Genomic DNA, 20,975 nt, shown 5'->3' on the forward strand with positions numbered 1-20,975 from the left:
CGATTTCTTTTTTTATATTATTGACGATAGGTAAGAGTCGATCGCCTTTGCCGTATCACGGCCTGCAGCCATCGCCTTTACCACCAAACTTGCTCCGGTAGTGGCGTCTCCGCAAGCAAACACATTGGATGCACTGCTTTTGAAAGACTTATCTACGATGATATTTTTACGATTGTCGGTGGAAAGATTAGACGATTTGATAAGTCCCTCCTGTACGGGATGAACAAATCCCATGGCCAAAAATACCAGATCAGCCTCGATAATCTCTTTTTTGCCTGTCGGTTGCATCTGCACACGGCCATCTTCGCCCTTAGTCCAGATAACCTCTTCTACTTCAACCTCTTTTAATACACCTTTTTCTCCTATAAAGCGGCAGCTGGTAAGATTCCATCTCCGTTCGCATCCCTCTTCGTGCGAACTGGATGTTTTCAGTACCTGCGGATACATGGATGGCCAGGGAGTTGTTGGATTATATCCTACAGGCGGTTTATCCAGAATCTCAATCTGAGTGATTTTGACAGCCTTCTGGCGGTTGGCAGTCCCAACACAGTCCGATCCGGTATCGCCCCCTCCAATTACTAATACTTTCTTTCCTTTTGCATTTATCAGTGTTTCGGGAGCAACCGGAATACTTTCCAGCAGCCGGTTCTGTTGCGCCAGATACTCCATAGCGAAATGGATCCCTTTCAGCTTTCGACCTTCGATGGGCAGGTCTCTCGGAACCTCCGCGCCAATAGCTATACAATATGCATCAAAACCTTCGGGCAATGTATCCACCTGAACCCCGGTTTTAAAGATCACTCCCTCTTCCTTCATCAGGTCGATACGGCGTTCCACAATGTTCTTGGCAAGCTTGAAGTTCGGTATTCCGTACCGAAGCAATCCTCCGACCATTTCATTTTTCTCGAATACCGTTACCGTATACCCTTTGCGGTTCAGTCGGTTTGCTGCAGTTAATCCGGCAGGTCCGGAACCTATAACCGCTACTTTCTTGCCGTTACGTACAGGCGTATGCACTTTGATATATCCCTCCTGAAAGGCCCTTTCGGCAATGGATACTTCGTTTTCGCGGATGGTTACCGGTTCGTTGGCACTTAGTTTGAGTACACAGCTTTTCTCGCAGGGAGCCGGACATATCCTGCCGGTGAACTCCGGAAAGTCGCAAGTAGACTCAAGCACCTGATAGGCCTCTTTCCATTTGCCCGTATATATTAAATGCTGCCATTCGGGTTGTTTGTTGCCAAGGGGACAAGCCCAGTGGCAGAAAGGTACACCGCAGTCCATGCAGCGAGAGGCTTGTTTCATCCGGTCGCTTGTGTTCAGGGTCTGCTCTACCTCTCCAAAATCATTGATGCGGTCGTGTACAGGTCTGTAACCTGCCTCTTTTCTATTTATTGTAAGAAATGCTTTAGGATTTCCCATTGTCTTGATCTTTTAAACGTTACTAACTAATTGACTACACGGATTAATAATCACGTTGCATATCTGCAATTTTACGTTGCAGCTTCTTCATCTGCTCTTCCTGAAGTACCTTCTTGTATTCGATAGGCACAATCTGGATGAACTGATCCACATATTTACTCCATGAATCCAACATGGTCTTAGCCAGTTTACTGCCGGTATAGTAGTAATGCATGCGGATTAACTCGTGCAATTCCTTGCGGTAACTGTTTTCTTCAATTAAAGAAAGCTCTACCATCTCCATGTTGCAGAAGTAATCGAAATCGTTGTTCTGATTCCATACATAAGCAACACCACCACTCATCCCTGCGGCAAAGTTCCGTCCGGTGCTACCCAGTACAACTACCCGTCCACCGGTCATATATTCGCAGCAATGATCGCCTACTCCTTCTACAACGGCAATGGCTCCCGAGTTTCTTACGCAGAAACGTTCGCCTACCCGTCCATTAATAAACACTTGTCCGGATGTAGCACCATAAAGCAAGGTATTGCCTGCAATGGTGTTTTCTTCTGCAATAAAGGTTGAACGGATCGGAGGCATAACCGAAATACGGCCGCCGCTCAGACCTTTACCCAGGTAATCGTTTGCTTCGCCCTCCAGCTTGAAGTGTACACCGTGTGCCAGAAAAGCTCCGAAACTCTGTCCGGCAGATCCCTTGAACTTGATGTTCAGCGTATCTTCAGGAAGGCCATCGTTTCCGTATTTAGAAGCAATTACGCCCGATAACATGGCACCCACGCTGCGGTCTGTATTGGCAATGGTATAATCCAGCGAGATCTCTTTAAGCGACTCGATAGCCGGCATGGCATGCTGGATAATCTCCTTGTCCTTCACTGTTTCGATGTTGTGATCCTGACAGCTGCAATGGTGGATGGCTGTGGCTGATGCCTGCTCCGGCAGATGCAGCAACCTTGAGAAATTAAGGGTGTTGAATTTCTTATTAGAGTACGACGCTCTGCGTACGATCAGATCCGTGCGACCGATAATATCATCCAGTTTGGTGAATCCCATTTCGGCCAAGTGTTCGCGAACCTCTTCAGCCAGGTAGTTAAAGAAGTTAACAAGGTATTCATATTTACCCAGAAAACGTTTCCTAAGCTCGGCATCTTGGGTAGCAACACCCACCGGACAGGTGTTAAGGTGGCATTTGCGCATCATTACACATCCCAGCACAATGAGCGCTGAGGTTGCGAAGCCATACTCTTCGGCTCCCAGCATAGCCATCATTACGATGTCGCGGCCGGTTTTAATCTGACCGTCGGTCTGCAAAGTAACCTGACCTCTCAGACCGTTAATAACAAGGGTCTGCTGAGTTTCACTTAGTCCGATTTCGGGTGGTAGACCTGCGTAACGGATCGAGCTTGACGGACTGGCACCGGTTCCTCCTTCGGCTCCGGATATTACAATACGGTCGGCTTTAGCCTTGGCAACCCCCGCAGCAATGGTCCCTACACCACTTTCCGATACAAGCTTAACGCTGATTTCGGCTCTGGGGTTCACATTTTTAAGATCGAAGATAAGCTGTGCAAGATCTTCGATTGAGTAAATATCGTGGTGGGGAGGCGGAGAAATAAGGGAGATGCCCGGTATGGAGTGACGTGTACGGGCAATCACATCGTCTACCTTGTAACCCGGAAGCTGCCCTCCTTCACCGGGCTTGGCACCCTGTGCGATCTTAATCTGTATCTCGTCTGCATTAACCAGGTATTCGGTGGTAACCCCAAAACGTCCCGAAGCCACCTGCTTGATAGCCGAACGAAGGGATAGTCCGTTTTCCAGCGGAGCGAATCTGGCAGCATCTTCACCACCTTCGCCGGTGTTGCTTCTGCCCTTGATCACGTTCATGGCCAATGCCATGGTTTCGTGCGCCTCCTTACTGATTGAACCATAGCTCATGGCACCTGTAACAAACCGTTTCATGATGTTTGCAGCAGGTTCTACCTGATCGATGGAGATCGGGTTGCGTTTAAATTCGAGGAAATCGCGTACAAAGATGGGCTCTTCCTTCTCGTCCACTATCTTCGAGTATTCTTTAAATTTCTTATAACTTCCCAGGCGGGTGGCAAGCTGTAACGTCGAAATCGTTTCCGGATTCCACGCATGTTTCTCCCCGTCGGTACGGTAACTATATATACCCTTGTTAGGCAATAGCTCGTCTACTTCACCCTGGAAGGCCTCTTTATGCATGGCTGCCGTGTCTTCGGCGATCTCATCCAGTCCGATACCTCCGATGGCCGAGGTGGTACCTCCAAAGTAGGTGCGGGTAAGCTCTTCCGACAAACCTACGGCTTCAAACAATTTGGCGCCGCGGTAGCTTCGAATGGTCGAGATCCCCATTTTACTCATAATTTTGAATAATCCTTTGCAGATGGATTTAATATAGTTTTTCTCTGCTGTTTCGTAATTCAGCTGAATTTCCTGTTTCTTTACCAAATCATCCAGTACGGCAAAAGCCATGTAAGGATTGATGGCGCTTGCACCGTAACCAAGCAACAGCGCTGCATGCATTACTTCGCGCACTTCGCCGGATTCCACAATCAGGGCTGTCTGTACACGCTTCTGTACAGAAACCAGGTGATGATGAATGGCAGAAAGGGCCAGCAAAGAGGGAATAGGAGCAAATTTGGCATCCACATTCTTGTCGGATAATATAATGTAGTTCACCCCTTGTCGTACGGATTGTTCTGCCTCTTTGCAGAGTTTTGCAATAGCTTCGTGAAGGCCTTCTTTTCCTTTGGATACCTCATAAAGCATTGGTAATTTAAGGGAGTTGAACCCTTTGTAGCGGATGTTGCACAGAATATCCAGTTGGGTGTTGCTCAGTATCGGGTAATTGAGCTTCACCATCTTGCAATGCATCTCGTCGGGTACCAATATATTGTTTCCCACTGCGCCGATGTATTCATCCAAACTCATCACCAGCTCTTCACGTATCGGATCGATAGGGGGGTTGGTAACCTGAGCGAATTGTTGCCGGAAATAGTTGAAAAGCAGCTGAGGTTTGGATGAAAGCACCGCCAGCGGCGTATCGTTACCCATAGAAGATACAGGTTCCGCCCCCGAGTAAGCCATGGGGATGATGATCCGTTCGATATCTTCGCCCGAAAAGTTGAACGTGCGAAGTAAACGTTCGTAGTTGGGTACCTTGTTTTCCACCTTACGTCCCGATTTCAACTCATCCAGCTCAACGCGGTTGTTGGTAAGCCAGGTACGGTATGGTTTTGCTTCGGCCAACTGTTTTTTAAGTTCGCCGTCGTAATAGATCTCACCCTTTTGAGTGTCCACCAACAGAATCTTACCCGGCTGAAGACGACCTTTTTCCTTGATCTGATTTGCTTCAAAATCCATTACTCCCACTTCGGAAGCTACCACCATCATATCGTCTTTGGTAATCAGATAACGGGCCGGACGTAAACCGTTACGATCCAGCATTCCTCCGGCATAGCGGCCATCCGAGAAAAGCAGGGCGGCGGGACCATCCCATGGCTCCATTAAAATACTATGGTATTCGTAGAATGCTTTCAGATCTTCCGAAATCGGGTTCTTCTCGTTGAAGCTTTCGGGAACCAGCATAGACATGGCATGAGGCAGACTCATACCCGATGCAACCAAAAATTCAAGTACATTATCTAATGAAGCACTGTCGCTCATCCCTGGTTGGATAATGGGGCAGATGTCTTCTATATTGCCTAGTTCCGGCGAGTTCAACACGCTTTCGCGTGCCTCCATCCATCCCCGGTTTCCGCGTACGGTGTTGATCTCGCCGTTGTGCGCCAGCAGACGGAAAGGCTGCGCCAGACTCCAGGTTGGGAATGTATTTGTACTGAAGCGCGAATGTACCAGCGCCAGACCACTTGTAAAATAACTGTTGGTAAGGTCAGGGAAATAGTGTCGCAATTGCATGGACGACAACATACCTTTATATATGATACTACATGTAGACAGCGAAACGATGTAAAAATCTTGTCTGATTTCGGCATTGGTCTGTCTTATCTTCTTCTCCACACGCTTGCGGATCAGGTAAAGCTTCTTCTCCAGAAGAGCCTGATCGTTACAACCGGTTACAAAAATCTGACGGATGTCCGGTTCGGTAGATAGTGCATCCGTTCCCAAGATAGACGAGTTAACAGGCACTTTACGCAGATGCATCAATGTTAGACCTTCTTTTTCAATCTCTTCAATCAGGATACTCAGAATTACATCCTGTAATTTGCTTTCCTTCGGTAAGAAAAGAAGTCCTGTTCCGTACTTTCCCTTTTCGGGAACCGGAATACCTTGCAGCAAAATAAATTCATGAGGTATCTGAAGCAGGATACCAGCGCCATCACCGGTTTTGTTATCCGCCCCCTCTGCTCCGCGGTGTTGCATGTTCTCCAAAACCTTCAGCGCAGACTCAACAATTTCATGTGATTTGCCTCCGTGGATATTGACCAACATTCCTACTCCGCAAGCATCGTGTTCGTACGAGAAGTTGTATAGTCCCTTCTCATTGTTAAAAAGACTTCTTTCTTTCATTATTGTTGACCTTATGTTTGTGTTTATCTTATTTTAGTAATCATTCTGATTCGCAAATATAGAATATATATTTCATAATGTAAATAATGGAGATTGATTTGATACGGTTAAATTCACCTGTTTTTGCCTTTAAGTGATAAATGTTTGTATTTAGAGCTATATATATTACATATTTAAACTAAAAAACCACCTAAAGGTATCTATTTGAAATTATATCTAATTGTATTTAATAATAAAGATTAATTAACTATTTGCACTCAAATAAGAATAATTCGATGAAAGTGTCATTTATTTTCCTGAAAAAATTGTCATAATGTAATACAATCTAAGTATCTTTGCAGCGGGAATTAAACAAGACAAAATCAGATGGAACAACTTAAACACGAGTGTGGCGTAGCCATGGTCCGTTTATTAAAGCCTTTAGAGTATTATCACAATAAATACGGTAGCTGGATGTATGGGCTTAACAAGCTCTATTTGTTGATGGAAAAGCAGCATAACCGTGGACAGGAGGGCGCGGGACTGGCATGCGTAAAGTTAGAAGCCCACACCGGAGAAGAATATATGTTCAGGGAAAGAGCGATGGGAACCGGAGCCATTACCGAAATCTTTGATGCCGTTTACCGCAACTTTAAAGATATATCCCCGCAGGAACTCAACGATCCCCTCTACGCTAAAAGCCGGCTTCCCTTTGCCGGAGAATTATATTTAGGTCATCTTCGCTACAGTACAACCGGTAAATCCGGAATATCCTATATACATCCTTTTTTACGCCGCAACAACTGGAGAGCAAAAAATCTTGCCTTATGCGGTAACTTCAATCTTACAAACGTCGATACCATATTTGAGGAAATTACCTCGATCGGTCAGCATCCCCGTAAATACTCAGACACCTACATCATGTTGGAGCAGATGGGACATCGCCTGGACCGCGAAATAGAACGTTTGTATCAGCAATACGAGAAAGAGGGATTGAGAGGCATGGATATCACACATGCCATTGAAGAGCACGTAGATCTATCCAATATGCTCCGTAAATGCAGTCCCCAGTGGGACGGAGGTTACGTGATCTGTGGTCTTACCGGAAGCGGAGAGGCCTTCAGTGTACGCGATCCCTGGGGTATACGTCCGGCTTTCTATTATGCCGACGACGAGATTGTTGTGCTGGCATCGGAACGCCCGGTTATTCAGACCGTGATGAACGTGCAACTGGACGATGTAAAAGAGCTCGACCCAGGACAGGCACTGCTGGTAAACAAAAAGGGAGAGTGGCGCACGGCAACCATCATGGAACCCAAGGAACGCAAAGCATGCTCGTTCGAGCGGATTTACTTTTCGCGGGGTAGTGATGCCGATATCTATAAAGAAAGGAAGAGTTTGGGCCATAACCTGGTAGGATCTATTCTCAAGGCCGTAAATTACGACCTGAAGCATACCGTCTTTTCCTTTATTCCCAATACCGCCGAGGTAGCCTACTACGGCATGCTGGAAGGGGTAAACGAATACCTCAACCACCGGAAGATGGAGCGGATCTCGCAGGCACAGGAACTCTCGGCCGACGAGCTGAAGGATATCCTCTCCATGTCGGTACGAACCGAGAAAGTAGCGATCAAAGATATAAAACTACGTACCTTTATTGCTGAAGGCAACACCCGCAACGACCTTGCAGCCCACGTATACGATATAACATACGGAAGTCTGAATCCCAACGAAGATAACCTGGTGGTGATAGACGACAGTATCGTAAGGGGTACAACCCTGCGCCAAAGTATCATCGGTATACTGGACCGCCTGCATCCCAAGAAGATAGTGGTGGTGTCTTCCTCTCCGCAGGTACGTTATCCCGATTATTACGGTATCGATATGTCCAAAATGAAGGAATTCATTGCCTTCCGTGCAGCCATCGAACTGCTGCGTGAGCGAGGCATGGAAAACCTGATAATGGAAACCTACACCAAGGCAAAGGAACAACAGCAAAAAACGGACGGAGTTTTGGTAAACTACGTGAAGGATATCTATGCTCCCTTTACCAACGAAGAAATTTCGGCCAAGATTGCCGAAATTCTTACCCCAAAGGGAACCCGTGCTGCCGTAGAAATTGTTTATCAGGATATAGAAGGTCTGCATGCCTCTTGCCCCAATCACAAAGGCGACTGGTATTTTTCGGGAGATTATCCCACACCCGGCGGTACACGTCTGGTAAATCAGGCTTACATTAATTATATTGAAGGAGAAATTTGATTTATTACAACCGATATGCAACAACAAAGAACTGTACAATTGCTGCTGGACGATGGAAGTGTTTTTCACGGAAAATCATTTGGCTATGAAAAGGCTACGGCCGGCGAAGTAGTATTCAACACCGCCATGACAGGCTATCCGGAGAGTCTTACCGACCCGTCGTATTCCGGACAGCTTATGGTGCTGACCTATCCGTTGGTAGGGAATTATGGGGTTCCTCCCCGTACGTTCGAAGCAAACGGACTGGCAACCTTTATGGAAAGTGAAAAAATCCATGCGGAAGCCATTATCGTATCAGACTACTCCTTCGAATACAGTCACTGGAATGCTGTGGAAAGTCTGGGTAGCTGGCTGAAAGATGAGAAAGTAGCCGGAATCTATGGGATAGATACCCGCGAGCTGACTAAACTATTGCGCGAAAAGGGCTCAATGAAGGGGAAAATTGTGTTCGATGCTGCAGACGAAATCGATTTTGTTGACCCCAACCTTATCAACCAGGTAGACATCGTAAGCTGCAAGGAGGTGATTACCTACGGTAACGGCTCGAAAAAAGTGGTGCTGGTAGACTGCGGGGTGAAGCATAACATTATCCGTTGCTTGCTGAAGCGAGACGTAACGGTGATACGCGTACCCTGGAATTACGACTTTACCAACATGGAGTACGACGGACTATTTATCAGTAACGGTCCGGGCGACCCGGATACCTGCGAGGCTGCGGTGATAAACATACGTAAAGCCATGGAACGTAATACACCCATCTGCGGTATCTGCATGGGTAATCAACTATTGGCAAAGGCAGGAGGCGCCTCTATCTACAAATTGAAATACGGACATCGTAGTCACAACCAACCCGTTCGGATGGTAGGTACGGAGCGATGCTTTATCACCAGTCAGAATCACGGTTACGCCGTAGACAATTCCACCCTGGGAGCCGATTGGGAACCGCTGTTCATCAACATGAACGATGGCACCAACGAAGGAATCAAGCATAAGACCAAACCCTATTTCTCTGCACAGTTTCATCCCGAAGCATGCAGCGGACCTACGGATACGGAATTCCTTTTTGATAAATTTGTAGAATTGCTTTAACAGGCTTAAAAATTAGACACATGAACGAAATAAAAGACAAGATAAAGAAAGTCCTGGTTCTCGGTTCAGGCGCACTGAAGATTGGAGAAGCCGGTGAATTTGACTACTCCGGTTCACAAGCGCTGAAAGCGATTCGGGAAGAAGGCATTTATACAGTTCTTATCAATCCGAACATTGCCACAGTTCAGACATCCGAAGGGGTAGCCGATCAAATCTATTTTTTGCCGGTAACTCCTTTTTTTGTGGAAAAGGTAATCGCCAAGGAACGTCCGGATGGAATATTACTCGCTTTTGGTGGTCAGACTGCGCTTAACTGCGGGGTAGCACTTTACCAGAGCGGTGTACTGGAAAAATACAATGTACAGGTGCTGGGTACTCCGGTTCAGGCTATCATGGATACCGAAGACCGCGAACTCTTTGTACAGAAACTGAACGAGATCGATGTTAAGACCATCCAGAGCGAAGCGGTCGAAAACATGGAAGATGCCCGTCGTGCCGCACGCGAACTGGGTTATCCGGTTATCATACGTGCCGCCTATGCTTTAGGAGGATTGGGCAGCGGATTCTGCGACAACGAAGACGAGCTGGATAAGCTGGTTGAGAAAGCCTTCTCATTCTCACCCCAGGTATTGGTGGAGAAGAGTCTCAAAGGTTGGAAAGAGGTTGAATACGAAGTGGTACGCGACCGTTTCGACAACTGTATTACGGTTTGTAATATGGAAAACTTCGACCCCCTGGGAATCCATACCGGCGAAAGTATCGTTATCGCTCCTTCGCAGACACTTACCAATGCCGAATATCATAAACTGCGCGAACTGGCTATCCGTATCATCCGCCACATCGGTATCGTGGGTGAATGTAACGTACAGTACGCCTTCGACCCCTATTCGGAAGATTACCGGGTAATCGAGGTGAATGCCCGTCTGAGCCGCTCTTCGGCCCTGGCTTCCAAAGCAACCGGTTATCCTTTGGCTTTTGTGGCTGCCAAACTGGGATTGGGATACGGACTTTTCGATCTTAAGAACTCGGTAACCAAAACAACCTCGGCCTTCTTCGAACCGGCCCTCGACTATGTGGTATGTAAGATTCCGCGCTGGGACCTTGGTAAGTTCCACGGTGTTTCCCGCGAGTTGGGCAGCAGTATGAAATCGGTAGGAGAGGTGATGGCCATTGGTCGTACCTTCGAGGAGTCCCTGCAGAAGGGTCTTCGTATGATTGGTGCCGGTATGCACGGGTTTGTAGAGAACAAGGAACTTGTGATAGAGGATATAGACAAATCGCTGAACGAACCTACCGATACCCGTATCTTTGTGATAAGCAAGGCTTTCCGCAAAGGATATACCATCGATCAGATTCACGATCTTACTAAGATAGACCGCTGGTTCCTGCAGAAATTATATGGCATTATTCAGACAGCCAACGAGCTTGAGAGTTACTCCGAAATTACCGAAGTGTCTGATCAGCTGCTGCTGCACGCCAAACAACAAGGCTTCTCTGACTTTCAGCTGGCACGCGCCCTTTACAAGGATAGCATGACCGATGTGGAGAAGTCGATGCTGAAGATCCGTCAGAACCGCAAATTCCGCGGCATTGTTCCGGTGGTGAAACAGATCGATACGCTGGCAGCCGAATATCCGGCACAGACCAATTACCTGTACCTTACCTACAACGGAACAACCAACGATGTGGGCTACCTGGGCGACCACCGCTCAATCGTGGTACTGGGTTCCGGAGCCTATCGTATCGGTAGCTCGGTGGAATTCGACTGGTGTGGTGTAAACGCGCTCAATACCATCCGTAAGGAGGGCTGGCGTTCGGTTATGATCAACTACAACCCCGAAACGGTAAGTACCGACTACGATATGTGCGACCGCCTTTACTTCGACGAACTTACCTTCGAGCGGGTGATGGATATCCTCGAACTTGAAAATCCCCACGGAGTGGTGCTTTCAACAGGCGGACAGATTCCTAATAACCTGGCCATGCGCCTGGACGAACAACGGGTTAACATCCTGGGAACCTCGGCCAAGAGCATCGATAATGCAGAAGACCGTCACAAGTTCTCGGCCATGCTCGACCGTCTCGGAATCGATCAGCCACGATGGAAAGAACTTTCTTCGCTGGACGATATAGATACCTTCGTGGCCGAAGTGGGATTCCCCGTATTGGTAAGACCTTCGTACGTACTTTCGGGTGCAGCCATGAACGTATGTTCCAACGACGACGAGCTGAAGCGCTTCCTGCAGCTGGCAGCCAACGTGTCGAAGAAACATCCGGTGGTGGTAAGTCAGTTTATCGAGCACGCCAAAGAGGTGGAGCTGGATGCTGTAGCCAAAGACGGCGAGATCATGTTATATGCCATCAGCGAACATATCGAGTTTGCCGGTGTACACTCGGGCGACGCTACGATTCAGTTCCCGGCCCAGAAATTATATGCCGAAACCCTGCGACGCGTGAAACGCATCAGCAAGCAGATCGCTCACGAATTGAACATATCGGGACCCTTCAATATCCAGTTCCTTGCCAAAGGAAACGACATCAAGGTAATTGAATGTAACCTGCGTGCTTCGCGAAGCTTCCCGTTTGTAAGCAAGGTGCTTAAGATAAACTTCATCGAACTGGCAACGAAGATTATGCTGGGTATCCCCGTGCAGAAACCTTCCAAAACCGACTTCGACCTCGATTACGTAGGTATCAAGGCTTCGCAATTCTCCTTCTCGCGTTTGCAGAAGGCAGACCCGGTACTGGGTGTAGATATGGCTTCAACCGGTGAGGTGGGCTGTATAGCCGACGATTCTTCGGAAGCTATCCTCAAGTCCATGCTTTCGGTAGGATACCGCATCCCTAAAAAGAATATCCTGCTGTCTACCGGTAATGCCAAACAGAAGGTGGATATGCTGGATGCCGCCCGCTTGCTGGAGCTTAACGGCTATAACCTGTACGCTACCGGAGGTACCTACAAGATGCTTGCCGAAAACGGTATCGAGGTTTCACGGGTGTTCTGGCCAAGCGAAGAGGGAGAGCCTCAGGCACTGGATATGCTCCGTAAGAAGCAGATCGATTTCGTGGTGAACATTCCAAAGAACCTTTCACCGGGCGAGCTTACCAACGGATACAAGATTCGTCGCGCTGCCATCGACCTGAACATTCCGCTTATTACCAATGCGCGTCTGGCCTCTGCCTTCATCACCGCATTCTGTACTTTAAGCGAAGACGATATTCAGATCAAGAGCTGGAGCGAGTATAAATAATCGCTTTAACATAAAAAATAGATGCTCTGCAACAAAATTGTTTGCAGAGCATTGTTTTTTAATTACATTTGTCGAAGAAACAATTCAATATGGATACTAAACTGAATGCAGCCACAGCCATTTCTCAGCTTCTTTCACCACTTAATGAAGACCAGCTCGAAATATTCGCTTCTATCCTTATACGAACGGAGCTAAAGAAGAACGAATTACTGTTTAAGGAAGGTCAGATCAGCGATCAGATAGGGTATGTTTACAAGGGTATGGTCCGGCAGTTCTATTACAAGAACAACCGCGAACTTACGGAACACTTTGCTTGTAACGGATCCATGTTTATCTGCATCGAAAGTTTCCTCCGTCAGAAGCCCACTCCTCTGAAGGTGGAGGCCATTGAACCCTCTGTTGTGTACGGAATACCTTACCATCCGTTGGAAGAGTTGTCGAACGAATACTACGAAATCGGACTTCTATACCGTAAAATGCTGGAGGCATCGCTTATCTTATCACAGCGGAAAGCAGACTCCATCCGCTTCGAATCGGCACGCGAGCGCTACGAACGTCTGCTGAAGAACAACCCCGAAATCATTCGTCGCGCCCCTTTGTGTCAGATTGCCTCCCTGCTGGAGATGACCCCCGAAACCCTAAGCCGCGTACGGGCCGGTACCCTATAAGGTTAGCTGTTCAAGGCTTCCAATAGCTTGTCGACAGCCATTTCGGGCGAAGCCGACGATCCCAGAAGCTGTACGAACTTACTCCCAACAATTCCACCGGAGGCATTGCTGCAGGCTGCATCGAAGGTAGCCTTGTTTGAAATGCCGAATCCGATCAACCTCGGGTTACGAAGCTGCATGGAGTTGATGCGACGGAAGTAATCCTGCTTCTGTTCTGTGAAACTCTGCTGGGCACCGGTAGTGGAGGCCGACGATACCATGTAGATAAATCCGTCGGTATGGGCATCGATCAGACGGATACGTTCTTCCGATGTTTCGGGCGTAATCAGCATCACCACCTTCACGTTGTACTTTTCTGCCGTCTCCTTATAGTCCGCCAGGTAATCGGCAAAGGGCAGATCGGGAATAATCACCCCGTCTATTCCGCATTCGGCACACGAACGGCAAAAGTTTTCGAACCCGTACTGCATGATCGGGTTGAGGTACCCCATCAGTATCAGCGGTATATTTACCTCTTCACGAATATCCCGCAACTGGTCGAACAACACCCGCAGCGACATGCCGTTGCGCAGGGCACAGGTAGACGACTCCTGAATAACCGGACCGTCGGCCATGGGGTCCGAAAACGGAATCCCTATCTCCACCAGATTGATTCCCTTCTGTTGCAATGCCTTCAAGACACGGGTGGTATCGTTCAGGTTAGGATAACCTGCGGTAAAGTAAACCGACAAAATATTATTCTGTCTGGTTTTAAATAAAGTCGTTATACGATTCATACGACGTAATTTTTTTATTGATTTTACAAATTCTTTCAGCTTATCAACCTCCTTCATCCCCGGTGTCGTTTCGAAGCCACTGTTCAGGTCAACCCCCACCCAGTAGGGATGGGCAAATTCCGTAAGGTCACCCAAGCTGTCGGGATTAATCCCGCCGCTCAGCAAGAAAGGCGTCTCCCCTTTGTAGGCAGATAAAACGGACCAGTCAAAACGCTTGCCCGAACCACCATACCCGGCACATTTGGTATCAAACAGATAGTAGTTGCAGCAGCCTTCGTAGGCAACGGTAGCCTGCAGATCGGCTTCGGTTTCGATGGCGAAAGCCTTGATGACCGGTATCCCCGCCTGACGCAGTTCCCAGCACAGGGCCGGCGATTCGCTGCCATGCAGCTGCACCATATCCAACCCGTATCGCTTTACCGTATTCCACACCTCCGAACCGTCGGCATCCACAAAAACACCCACCTTCTTGATATGTCCCGGCAACGTCTCAGGCACATACTCCGTAAACCGTTTGGAAGCCCCGTAAAAGATGAACCCCATCCAATGAATATCCAGAGCAGACAACCGGCTGATATTATCCGGGTCGCGCATTCCACAAACCTTGATCAACATGGTATAGCCTCTTTAAAATGAGTGAGAGTAAGTCCCGGGTCCGCCTCCTTCATAAACGTCTCCCCAATCAGGAACCCCCGGTACCCTACCTTACGCAGGCGGGAAATCAGCTGCGGATCGGCAATGCCGCTCTCCGAAACCTTCAGCACCTCTTTGGGCAGCAATTCGGCCAGACGGAACGAATTCTCCACGTCCGTATGAAACGACCCCAGGTTCCGGTTATTCACCCCCACCATATCCACGTGCGGATTCAGGTGATCCAGCTCCTGCTGGCTGTGCACCTCCAGCAATACCTCCAGCTGAAGCGAGTGAGCCGTTTCGGCCAGGCTGAGGCACTCTGCAGGCGTAAGGCAGGCGGCAATCAGCAATATCGCATCCGCACCCATCACACGGGCCTGGTATAACTGGTAACTGTTAATAATAAAATCTTTCCGTAGCAAAGGCAGATCCACCACCTTGCGTGCCGTAGCCAGATCCCCCAGCGAACCCCCGAAAAACAGACTGTCGGTCAGCACCGAGCAAGCCGATGCCCCTGCCAGCTCGTAAGCGGGAAGTACCTCGCGCACGTTGGCTTCCGGATGCAGCCACCCCTTGGAGGGCGACTTCCGTTTAAACTCGGCAATGATACCCGCTTCAGAAGCAGCCAGAGCCGCCCGCATCGAACGAGTGGGCAAGTCAAGGCGCGTACTCCCCATGCTTACCAAAGTCTGCAACGAGATAGCCTCCTCCTGACGGGCCACCTCAATCCGTTTGTTTGCAATAATATCTTGTAAAATATCTTTCATTGTCTTATCAATTAAATACAATAAACAATCCCCTCCAATCAACTGTTCAACGCTACAAACTTTTTAAAAGTAGCCAACGTCTTACCACTCTCCAGCGATTCGCGGGCAATGGCCAGACACGATTCCACCGACCGTTCCGGCTCGATCACCCGGATGGCAAAGGCCGCGTTTATCAGCACACAATCCCGTTGTGCATCCGTACACTGGTTACGCAACACCCGGTCGAACAACAAAGCAGCCTCTTCCGGCGTTTCACCCCCGTATAACTCCGTAGGATCTATGCGTTTCAGTCCCAGCATCTCGGGTGTATACACCTTTTCGGTGGTAGCTGTAGCCACTTTGAAGGGAGCCGTAAGCGAAATCTCGTCGTACCCGTCCATACTGTGAACTACCGCAAAATTAGCCAGACTCTGCTGGTAGCTGTAACTATACAACCGCAGCAACGGCAGGTTGTACACACCCAGCAACTGATACGCCGGACGGCACGGATTGATAAGCGGTCCCAGCATATTAAAGAACGTACGCACCCCCAGACTCTTACGTATGGGCGCCACCGCCTTCATGGCCGAACTGAACAGCGGTGCATGCAGGTAAGCCATGTTGCATCCATCCATGGAAGCCCTCAGCTTATCATTATCGGCCGTAAACTTCACCCCGTGCTGCTCAATCACGTTAGACGAACCACTCACCGACGTAGCCCCGTAGTTACCCTGCTTTACCACCGGATAACCCGCACCCGCCACCACAAAACAGGCCGCAGTCGAAATGTTGAAGGTATTCTTACCATCACCACCCGTACCCACAATATCCAGCGGCTTATATTCCGCCAGATCCACCGGCACCCGCATCTCCAGCAAGGCATCGGTAAAGCCGGCCAGCTCCTCTACGGAAATGTTACGCATCAGAAACACCGTGATAAGCGAAGCAATCTGGGTGTCGGTATATTTGCCGGCCACCATATTCTGCAATATCTCGCGTGCCTCCTCCTTGCCAAGATACTGGTGTTCAAACAATCTGTATAATATCTGTTTCATACCCTTATGCATTTAACCAGTTTGCAATCAACTCAATCCCTTTAGGCGTAAGCACCGATTCCGGGTGGAACTGAATGCCCCGCACATCGTAACAGCAATGGCGCAATGCCATAATCTCGCCCGCATCATCCTGGGCTGTAATCTCCAGGCAGTCGGGAAAGTTCTCACCGCTCACCACCCACGAGTGGTAACGCCCCGCCTCGAAGCTATCGCCCAACCCGTTGAACAGGTAATCGTTTTCCACCACCCTGATTACCGAGCTGATGCCATGATGCACCTCCTTCAGGTTCTCCAGCCGGGCCCCGAAAGCCTCGCCTATGGCCTGTTCGCCCAGGCATACCCCCAGGATACTTTTGGTAGGCGCATACCTTTTAATCACATCCAGCAAAATACCCGCTTCGGATGGGATACCCGGTCCCGGAGAAAGTAAAATCTTATCAAAGCGCTCAATCTCATCCAGTCCGATGCAATCGTTGCGATGCACCTCCACATCCGTAAAACCCAGTTGTTTCACAATATGAAGCAGGTTATAGGTAAACGAATCGTAATTATCCAGTAACAATATCTTTTTCATATACAATCTGATTTTACTATTAATTCTTTAATGTGGCAGCCAGGTCGATCGCCTTTTTCAACGCCGCCAGCTTACGGTTGGTCTCCTCCAGTTCGCGGGCATCATCACTTTTAGACACAATGCCGGCCCCCGCCTGATAGTACAACTTATTGCCCCTGCTAACAAACGAACGGATGGTGATGGCCTGGTTCAGGTCGCCGTTAAACCCTATAAACCCGATACACCCCCCGTAGGCACCCCGGTTATGATGTTCAATCTCGCTGATCAGCTGCATGGCACGCACCTTGGGTGCACCACTCAACGTACCCGCCGGAAAGGTGTCAATGTAAGTCTTCACCGGATTACTCTCCGGATTCAACGCACCGCTCACCCTCGAAACCAGGTGAATCACATGCGAGTAATACTGAGGCTCCTTGTAAAAATCCACCTTCACATCGTGGGCGTTCCTGCTCAAATCATTACGAGCCAGATCCACCAGCATCACATGCTCTGCATTCTCCTTCGGATCGTTCAGCAACGCCTCCGTAAGCAACTTATCCTGCAACAGGTCGCCCGTACGGAAAGCCGTGCCCGCAATAGGATCGATGCTGGCGCGACCGTTGCTCACCTTGCAATGCGTTTCGGGCGAGGAGCCGAAGATGCGGAAACCCCCGAAGTCGAAATAAAACAGGTAAGGCGACGGATTGATACTCCGCAACGCACGGTACACCTTGAAATCGTCACCCCTGAAAGCCTGCTTGAACTGACGCGCCAGCACAATCTGGAACACATCCCCCCGCATACAATGAGCCACCCCCTTGCGCACCATGGCACGGTACTCATCGTCCGTAATGGGACTCGTCTCCTTGCCATCCGGAATAAAATTGTACGACGCATAGTTGCGGTTCTCAATCATCGTCTCGATACGCTCCATCTCGCTGGCTTCGTCCTCACGCAACAGCTCTATCAGGGTAAGCTCGTTCTTGAAATGGTTGAACACTAAAATATATTTATACAAAAGATAATACATATCCGGTGCATCGTTCTGTGCATGGTGACTCTCCATCACCTCTATCTTCTCAAAATAGCGAACCGCATCAAAGGCCGTGTAACCGAACAAACCGCAAACCTCGCTGTTGTCGCCCTCCACCTTAAACCGTTTCAGGAAATCGTTCAGCGCGTCCGCCACTGTATAGGCATCCGTAACCGGCAGCTCCTCCGTGTGATTATCCGGATAGCGCATGGTACTCATTCCGCTGTTAATGCCAATGCTGGCAATGGGACAGAGGGCGATAAACGAAAGACTGTTCTCGTTGGCATGAAAATCCGAGCTTTCCAGCAAGGCCGACTCAGGATACATATCCCTCACCTTCAGGTAAATGCTCACCGGCGTATGTAAATCGCCCAATATCCTTTTGCTGTGTGTCTTATAACTGTAGTTCATAGAAGTATGCTGTTAAGTGGGTATGTTATTTCATCGAATCAATGTAAGTATCCATATCCTTGTCGCCGCGCCCCGAAACCGTAAGCACCACCACATCGGTAGGTTTAAAAGAAAGCTTGGGCAAAGCACCCAGGGCATGAGCCGATTCCAGCGCCGGAATAATCCCTTCCAGCCGGGTAAGTTCGAAGGCCGCATCCAACGCCTCCTGGTCGTCCACCGCCAGAATAAGAGCACGTTTGGTAGCCGAAAGGTTGGCATGAAACGGACCGATACCCGGATAATCCAAACCTGCCGATATAGAGTAAGGCTCCTCGATCTGTCCGTCTTCACTCTGCATCACCAGGGTTTTCGCCCCGTGGATGATACCCATCCGTCCCAGCTGGATGGTAGCCGCCGATTCGCCGGAATCAATCCCTTTGCCACCCGCTTCGGCCAGTACGATCTGCACCTCCGGATTATCCACAAAATGATAAATGGTACCCGCCGCATTGCTTCCCCCGCCCACACAGGCAATCAGGTAATCCGGGTTCTCCCGTCCCTCTTTCTCCAGCAACTGCTTTTTAATCTCCTCGCTTATAACAGACTGCAGGCGAGCCACCATATCGGGGTAGGGGTGTGGCCCCACGGTAGAACCGATAATGTAAAACGTATCCGCCGGGTTACAGCACCAGTCGCGTATGGCCTCGTTGGTAGCATCCTTCAGCGTCATGTTGCCCGATGTAACCGGACGAACCTCGGCACCCAGCATCTTCATTTTCTGCACATTCACATGCTGGCGCTCCACATCCGTCTTCCCCATGTACACGATACACTTCATATCCATCAGGGCACAAACCGTAGCCGTGGCCACCCCGTGCTGACCGGCACCCGTCTCAGCGATGATGCGCGTTTTGCCCATGCGCCGTGCCAGCAGAATCTGTCCGATGGTATTGTTAATCTTATGTGCACCCGTATGGTTCAGATCCTCGCGCTTCAGGTAGATGCGGCAGCCGTAGCGGGCAGACAGGCGGTTGGCCAGGTAAAGCGGCGACGGCCTCCCCACGTAATCGCGCAACAAGGCATCAAACTCCTGTTTAAAGTCGGCACTCTGCAGTACCTTCAGGTAAGTATTCTTCAAGTCTTCCACACAGCGGTGTAAAATTTCCGGAATGTAAGCTCCTCCAAATTCACCGTAATAACCCTCTTCGTTAACCAGATACGTTTTCATTCTATTTTGTTTTTTATTAAATTCTGCAAATTAAAAAAGGCCTGTCGCAAGAGCGGCAGGCCTTCTAAAATATCTTATACTTTATGGATATACACAGGACTGTTCCTTACGACTTTGTGAGTTGTAAGAAGCGCCACCAATATGTATTAACCATTATAGTTCTCATTTCCTTTGTTGTTATATCGGCAGCAAATGTATATCTTTTCTGATAATCTGCAAATAATTCGTCCTTTTTTTTATATTTTTTTTCTTCGCAGCATCCGGATGTGTTCAAAAAAGTAGTCGGTCTTAAACTTAAGACAGCAGTTGTCCTAAGTTTGTCCTAAGCCAGATTATAGTCCGAATGTTTATTTGAAGTTTAGCACAACCATAAAGAAAGCCAAACTTCCTGAACCGGAGTTTCATACAGATGGTATGTTTACGGTTGTGCTCAAGCGTAAACAAAACAACTATGCCACCAATGACATAGTAAATGGCATAGTAAATGAGAATGAGCAAGCGATAACAATCCTTCTTAGAGCTAAGCCTGGATTAAATGCATCAGAAATTGCAGAAAGCATTTCTAAAAGCTGAAGAACCACTATGCGTTATCTAAAATCTTTAAACCAAAAAGGATTATTAGAATTTCGTGGTGCTCCGAAGTCAGGAGGCTACTATATCAAAGATTAATAATACGTAGAACTAATTCTTATTTAGGCATTGATTCATATAATAAACCATTATTTCTTGTCATCCAGTTTGTCCTGGAATGCTGGTATTTTGCTTAAATCAATCTCAAGTGGGGGGATGTAACAACCTTTTACGTGGTGCTCGGGGTAGTAGTTCTCTACTGAGACACCTAGTTTCGGTTTCTTGGCTTTGGGGGCTGCATCTGCAGCTTTATCACCACCGTTGGCCTGCTTGTACTGGGCACTTTTCTTACCCACAATGCAGTCGTAAGCTACTATGGAGATGCGGGATCCACCTCTTAATCGGTCAACACGGATGATGTTTTCGCTTGTAAACTCTGCCATGATGCGGTTCCATTGCCTGCGTTCGGTTTTAAAAAAAGCGGCTAGTTCTTGCTGATTCACAATCAGCTCTCCCCTGAAGCAGGTGTAGATCCGCCCGTCCAGCACTACATCGCCTTTGGCAAAGTAGGCCTTTTGGTAAAAGTAGCTGAGGATATCTGCTCTGAGGGCTATCTTTTTACAGCTGCTCTGCTGGTTATCCAATATCACCCGGGGGATGATGCAGTATCCGCTTTTCAGTAAGTTTTCTAACGCAAAAAATTTATTCATCGTATCGATTTTTAAGGTAATTAATAATTTTATAATTAAATGTCCTATCCTAATG

At 48.4% G+C, this 20,975-nt stretch carries 13 protein-coding genes and 2 pseudogenes; 5 read left to right on the plus strand and 10 right to left on the minus strand.

Going from position 1 to position 20,975, the window contains the following annotated elements; translation table 11 throughout:
* Window positions 1–12: 12 nt before the first annotated feature.
* Both F5613_RS06825 and gltB read right to left on the minus strand, forming a co-directional pair.
* On the minus strand, window positions 13–1,422 hold the full coding sequence (locus F5613_RS06825) for a glutamate synthase subunit beta (protein WP_179399209.1): 1,410 nt from the start codon (window positions 1,420–1,422) through the stop codon (window positions 13–15).
* Window positions 1,423–1,465: 43 nt separating this feature from the next.
* The gene (gltB, locus tag F5613_RS06830; protein WP_179399210.1) at window positions 1,466–5,977 is read right to left on the minus strand and encodes a glutamate synthase large subunit; all 4,512 of its coding nucleotides are present in this window, start codon (window positions 5,975–5,977) and stop codon (window positions 1,466–1,468) included.
* A 366-nt stretch (window positions 5,978–6,343) separates the two neighbouring features.
* Between gltB and F5613_RS06835 the strand changes: the two genes are divergently transcribed.
* From F5613_RS06835 to F5613_RS06850, 4 genes are all read left to right on the plus strand, one after another.
* Window positions 6,344–8,218: an amidophosphoribosyltransferase gene (locus F5613_RS06835; protein ID WP_179399211.1), complete on the plus strand. Its 1,875-nt coding sequence runs from the start codon at window positions 6,344–6,346 to the stop codon at window positions 8,216–8,218.
* 15 nt (window positions 8,219–8,233) lie between these two features.
* Window positions 8,234–9,307, plus strand: coding sequence for a glutamine-hydrolyzing carbamoyl-phosphate synthase small subunit (carA, locus tag F5613_RS06840; RefSeq protein WP_068185713.1), 1,074 nt, complete (start codon window positions 8,234–8,236; stop codon window positions 9,305–9,307).
* Window positions 9,308–9,336: 29 nt separating this feature from the next.
* A complete protein-coding gene (gene carB, locus F5613_RS06845; RefSeq protein WP_179399549.1) occupies window positions 9,337–12,558 on the plus strand; it encodes a carbamoyl-phosphate synthase (glutamine-hydrolyzing) large subunit in 3,222 nt (1,073 codons plus the stop codon).
* An 89-nt stretch (window positions 12,559–12,647) separates the two neighbouring features.
* Window positions 12,648–13,226, plus strand: a complete 579-nt coding sequence (locus F5613_RS06850) for a Crp/Fnr family transcriptional regulator (protein ID WP_179399212.1) — start codon at window positions 12,648–12,650, stop codon at window positions 13,224–13,226.
* A gap of 2 nt (window positions 13,227–13,228) precedes the next feature.
* Here the strand turns inward: F5613_RS06850 and trpA are convergent, their stop codons facing one another.
* From trpA to trpB, 7 genes and pseudogenes are all read right to left on the minus strand, one after another.
* Complete coding sequence (trpA, locus tag F5613_RS16515; protein WP_246303386.1) at window positions 13,229–14,002, minus strand: tryptophan synthase subunit alpha; 774 nt, start codon at window positions 14,000–14,002, stop codon at window positions 13,229–13,231.
* Between the two features lie 33 nt (window positions 14,003–14,035).
* A pseudogene (locus tag F5613_RS16520) lies at window positions 14,036–14,617 on the minus strand (phosphoribosylanthranilate isomerase); the annotation flags it as partial.
* Window positions 14,611–15,402 carry an indole-3-glycerol phosphate synthase TrpC gene (gene trpC, locus F5613_RS06860; RefSeq protein WP_179399214.1) on the minus strand — a complete coding sequence of 264 codons (792 nt, stop codon included), beginning with the start codon at window positions 15,400–15,402 and terminating at the stop codon, window positions 14,611–14,613. The gene trpC and the pseudogene F5613_RS16520, both read right to left, overlap by 7 nt.
* A 38-nt stretch (window positions 15,403–15,440) precedes the next feature.
* A complete protein-coding gene (trpD, locus tag F5613_RS06865) occupies window positions 15,441–16,436 on the minus strand; it encodes an anthranilate phosphoribosyltransferase (protein WP_179399215.1) in 996 nt (331 codons plus the stop codon).
* 4 nt (window positions 16,437–16,440) lie between these two features.
* Entirely contained in the window at window positions 16,441–17,010 is a 570-nt protein-coding gene (locus F5613_RS06870) for an anthranilate synthase component II (RefSeq protein ID WP_068185706.1), read from the minus strand.
* A 19-nt stretch (window positions 17,011–17,029) separates the two neighbouring features.
* Window positions 17,030–18,433, minus strand: a complete 1,404-nt coding sequence (locus F5613_RS06875; protein WP_179399216.1) for an anthranilate synthase component I family protein — start codon at window positions 18,431–18,433, stop codon at window positions 17,030–17,032.
* A 25-nt stretch (window positions 18,434–18,458) separates the two neighbouring features.
* Window positions 18,459–19,640, minus strand: a complete 1,182-nt coding sequence (gene trpB / locus F5613_RS06880; RefSeq protein ID WP_079682757.1) for a tryptophan synthase subunit beta — start codon at window positions 19,638–19,640, stop codon at window positions 18,459–18,461.
* Between the two features lie 354 nt (window positions 19,641–19,994).
* Between trpB and F5613_RS16440 the strand changes: the two are divergent.
* A pseudogene (locus tag F5613_RS16440) lies at window positions 19,995–20,309 on the plus strand (winged helix-turn-helix transcriptional regulator); the annotation flags it as partial.
* 50 nt (window positions 20,310–20,359) lie between these two features.
* Here the strand turns inward: F5613_RS16440 and F5613_RS06885 are convergent.
* Window positions 20,360–20,920 carry a hypothetical protein gene (locus F5613_RS06885; RefSeq protein WP_179399217.1) on the minus strand — a complete coding sequence of 187 codons (561 nt, stop codon included), beginning with the start codon at window positions 20,918–20,920 and terminating at the stop codon, window positions 20,360–20,362.
* Window positions 20,921–20,975 lie beyond the last annotated feature (55 nt).

Source organism: Macellibacteroides fermentans (assembly GCF_013409575.1).
GTDB classification, from domain to species: domain Bacteria; phylum Bacteroidota; class Bacteroidia; order Bacteroidales; family Tannerellaceae; genus Macellibacteroides; species Macellibacteroides fermentans.